Genomic DNA, 4,227 nt, shown 5'->3' on the forward strand with positions numbered 1-4,227 from the left:
ACGTATATGGTAGCGAGGATAGACAGGCAGTGCTGGCGAAGTCTAAGATCCTTTCAGAGGCTGAATTTTTCTATGATGGTAAACTTTCCATCGGATTCATCAGTCAAAAGGTTCTTGAAGACTACGATGTAGAGATGAAAAACATTGACGGCTTGGTTGAATCCTTAAGAGATATAAAAAATGTTGAAATTTCCTGTATATTAAAGGAAACAGGAGAAAACAGCACTAAAATAAGTTTAAGGTCCAAGGGTGAAGTTAATGTTTCTAAAATCAGCAAATTATTCAACGGAGGCGGACATTCAAAGGCTGCAGGATTCACGTTGAAAAACAATATATATGAGGCCAAGGATTTAGTGGTTGAAAAACTTAAGGAATTTTTAGAGGATTAGAATGAATGGAATAATAAATATTTTAAAACCTACGGGAATGACTTCTCATGATGTTGTATCAAGAATCAGAAGAATAATTTCTCAAAAAAAAGTAGGACATGCAGGTACACTTGATCCCAATGCTGCAGGAGTATTGATTATTTGTGCAGGCAAGGGTACAAAACTATCAGACTATCTTATGGCTTTTGACAAGGAATATGTATTTCACGTCAAGCTTGGTCTACTGACTGATACCTTTGATATTTATGGAAAAACACTTCATGTTGACGAAAATATGAAAGAGTTTTCTATTGAAGAAATAAGGAATGTATTGGACGGTTTTCTAGGAGAGTCTTACCAGACTCCACCAATGTATTCCGCTTTGAAGGTTAACGGTAAAAAACTTTATGAATATGCAAGAAGCAATATTGAGATAGAACGTAAAAAAAGAAGAATTTGCATAGACAGAATAGAACTGCTGGAATATGAGTTTCCCTATGTAAAAGTCAAGGTGAAAGTATCAAAAGGTACCTATATAAGGACTCTATGTTATGATATAGGTGAAAGACTTGGTACCTGTGGTACAATGGAGAATCTTGTGAGAACAGTTACAAAGACTCAGGCCATAGAAGATTCATACACCCTTGAGGAGATTGAAAATTTGTACAGACTGGGAGACTTAAGCTTTCTCAAGAAATATGATGAAGTGTTTAATCTTGATTCCATTATGTTTGATGACAACGATATTGACAAGCTTAAAAATGGAATAAAAGTAAAAACAAAAGACAGTAGTAGTTTGAAAGATATATTCTATATAAGAGATGCAAAAGGTGACATTCTTGGTATAGGAGAAAAATCAGATGAACATCTGATTAAAATAAAGAAACGATTGATCTAGGAGAAAACATGAAACATATTACAGCAGCAATTGGTAATTTTGATGGAATTCATATAGGACATGATGAAATAATCAGAAATTGCATAGAAATAGGCAATCATAATTCTCAGCAAAAAAAGATCATAACATTCGAGTATGAATTTGCAAATATATCCAACAATGCAAAAAGAATGAAAAAAATATATGGTAAAAATGGAAAGATAGGATCTTTGAGGAATTACAGTATTGACGACATTATCTTCTATTCTCTTGATGAGGATACTGCCAAAATGTCTCCTGAGGAATTTATTTCAGAAGTCCTTGTTGACAAGCTTCAGATAAAAAACATTGTGGTAGGTTTTAATTTTAGATTTGGATACAAGGCCATGGGAGATATTGGATTGTTGAAATATTTAAGTAAAAAATATGATTATAATGTTTATATCATTGACGCTATTAAGAAGGATGACATAGTTGTCAGTAGCTCTATTATAAGAACTATGATAGAAGATGGGGATATTGAAAGTGTTAACGGGCTTCTTATGGAAAGATATAGAATGGATATTAGAGACCATGACATAAATACAACACAAAGAAACATTATAGAGTTTGGAAATATGAATTTTGCATATCCACCAACCGGGGATTATCTTGTGTTTGTTAATGATGGATTTCAACATGTTAAGATTAAAAATACCGGTACTGAATTTCTCTTGGAAACTGAAAATGAAATGAATACCCATCTAATTGAATTCATTAAAAAGATTAATTGAAATAATCAAATAATCTAATTTACAAAACAATTAAAATGTGTTAAAATACTAGATGTTCCAATATCTATGTTCTTCGACACCTCGACGAATACATGGATATTGGTGAAAATAAAATTCGGAGGAAATACAATGGCATTAACTAAAGATGAAAAACAAGGCATAATAGCTGAGTACAGACTGAGTGATACTGATACAGGTTCACCGGAGGTACAAATAGCGGTATTGACAAATCAAATTAATCAGTTGACTGAGCACTTGAAAGTCAACAAAAAGGATCATCACTCAAGAAGAGGTCTGTTGAAAATGGTTGGTAAGAGAAGAGGTCTTTTAAAATACCTCACAAAGAAAGATATTGTAAGATACAGAAGCATCATAAGTAGACTTGGATTAAGAAGATAACAAGAGCGGGGTTCACCCGCTCTATTTTTTAATTAATATTAAGGGTTTCATACCCTAAAGTACTTATATAAAAGGAGGAAAATATGGAGAATATTTTTGTATATGAACTTGCTGGACGCAAACTTAAACTGACATTTAACAAACTGGCAGGTCTTGCAAATGCAGCTTGTCTTGTAGAATATGGAGAAACTGCAGTTCTTGCTGTTGCAACAGCTTCAAAGGAACCAAGAGAAGGTATAGATTTCTTCCCATTGGGAGTTTTTTATGAAGAAAAAATGTATTCTGTAGGAAAAATTCCTGGAGGATTCATTAAAAGAGAAGGAAGACCGAGCGAAAAAGCAACTTTGACTTCAAGACTTATAGACAGACCCTTGAGACCGCTTTTCCCTAAAGGTTTTAGAAACGATGTACAGATTGTAACTACAGTAATGTCTGTAGACCAGGATTGTTCACCAGAAATTACAGCCATGATAGGATCTTCTGCTGCACTTACAATTTCCAACATTCCATTTGACGGTCCTACAGGAGCGGTTAATGTTGGACTAATAGACGGCGAGTATATTGTAAATCCAAATACGGAACAAAGAGAGTTATCACAACTTGACCTTACTGTGTCTGGTACAAAAGATGCAATTATGATGGTTGAAGCAGCAGCAAATATCCTGCCTGAAAAGGTAGTTCTTGAAGCGATACTTTTTGCTCATGAAGAAATCAAGAAAATATGTGATTTTATAGAAAGTATAAGAAATGAGATAGGCAAGGAAAAACTTGATATCAAAATGTTCAAGCCTCTTGAAGAAATCGAGAAGGAAATAATTGAATATTCTGACAGCAAGTTTGAAGAAGCCTTAATAATAGAAGATAATATAGAAAGACAAGAAAAATTTGACCAAATTAAAAAAGAGACTACTGAAGTGTTTGGAGAAAAATATCCTGACAATAAAAAAGATGTTTCTGAAGTACTGTATGGTCTTGTTAAGAATAAAATCAGGAAAAACATCCTTAAGAATGGAATAAGACCTGACAATAGAAAGATTGATCAAATAAGAACTATAACATGTGAGGTTGGAGTACTTCCAAGAACTCATGGTACAGGACTTTTCACAAGAGGACAAACACAGGTCATGACTGTTGCAACACTTGGTGTTAACAGTGATATGCAGATTGTCGATGGTATTTCAGAGGAAGAAAATAAGACCTATATGCATCACTATAATTTCCCTGGATACAGTGTTGGTGAGACTTCACCATTAAGAGGACCAGGACGAAGAGAAATTGGACACGGAGCACTTGCTGAGAGAGCACTTATTCCAGTTCTTCCAGATAAGGAAAGTTTCCCTTATACCATTAGACTTGTATCAGAAGTTTTAGCATCAAATGGATCAACTTCACAGGCCAGTGTATGTGGAAGTTCAATGTCACTAATGGATTCAGGAGTACCTATCAAGGCTCCAGTTGCTGGAATAGCAATGGGACTTATGAAAGAGGGCGAAGATGTAGCTGTATTGACAGATATTCAAGGGCTTGAAGATTTTCTTGGTGACATGGACTTTAAAGTTGCCGGAACTGAAGCAGGAATAACAGCAATGCAGATGGATATAAAGGTTCATGGAATCGACAAGGAAGTTCTTACTAAGGCATTGGAACAGGCAAGAATAGGAAGACTATTTATACTTGGAAAGATGAACAGCTGTATAGACAAGCCTAGAGAAGAAGTTTCAAAATATGCACCAAAGATTATTTACATGAAGGTGGATCCGGACAAGATCAGAGAGATCATAGGACCTGGTGGAAGAGTAATTAACAAAAT

The 4,227-nt window shown here is 34.6% G+C and carries 5 protein-coding genes; all 5 read left to right on the forward strand.

The features are described from left to right. On the forward strand, window positions 1-389 hold a 389-nt coding region (locus AC3AX0_RS08260), incomplete at its 5' end, for a DHH family phosphoesterase (RefSeq protein ID WP_487549823.1). Window position 390: 1 nt separating this feature from the next. After that, window positions 391-1,266, forward strand: coding sequence for a tRNA pseudouridine(55) synthase TruB (gene truB / locus AC3AX0_RS08265; RefSeq protein WP_487549824.1), 876 nt, complete (start codon window positions 391-393; stop codon window positions 1,264-1,266). An 8-nt stretch (window positions 1,267-1,274) separates the two neighbouring features. Next, window positions 1,275-2,018 (forward strand): hypothetical protein, encoded by a 744-nt coding sequence (locus AC3AX0_RS08270; protein WP_487549825.1) that lies wholly within the window; start codon window positions 1,275-1,277, stop codon window positions 2,016-2,018. Window positions 2,019-2,147: 129 nt separating this feature from the next. Continuing rightward, window positions 2,148-2,417, forward strand: coding sequence for a 30S ribosomal protein S15 (gene rpsO, locus AC3AX0_RS08275; RefSeq protein WP_487549826.1), 270 nt, complete (start codon window positions 2,148-2,150; stop codon window positions 2,415-2,417). A gap of 83 nt (window positions 2,418-2,500) precedes the next feature. Then, the coding region (locus AC3AX0_RS08280) for a polyribonucleotide nucleotidyltransferase (RefSeq protein ID WP_487549827.1) at window positions 2,501-4,227 on the forward strand (1,727 nt) is incomplete at its 3' end.

It is taken from the genome of Dethiosulfatibacter sp. (genome assembly GCF_983023055.1).

Excerpts from the sequence above, each read along its gene's own strand:
- truB (WP_487549824.1), top strand. The coding sequence starts at position 391 with ATGAATGGAATAATAAATATTTTAAAACCTACGGGAATGACTTCTCAT.
- AC3AX0_RS08270 (WP_487549825.1), top strand. The coding sequence starts at position 1,275 with ATGAAACATATTACAGCAGCAATTGGTAATTTTGATGGAATTCATATA.
- rpsO (WP_487549826.1), top strand. The coding sequence starts at position 2,148 with ATGGCATTAACTAAAGATGAAAAACAAGGCATAATAGCTGAGTACAGA.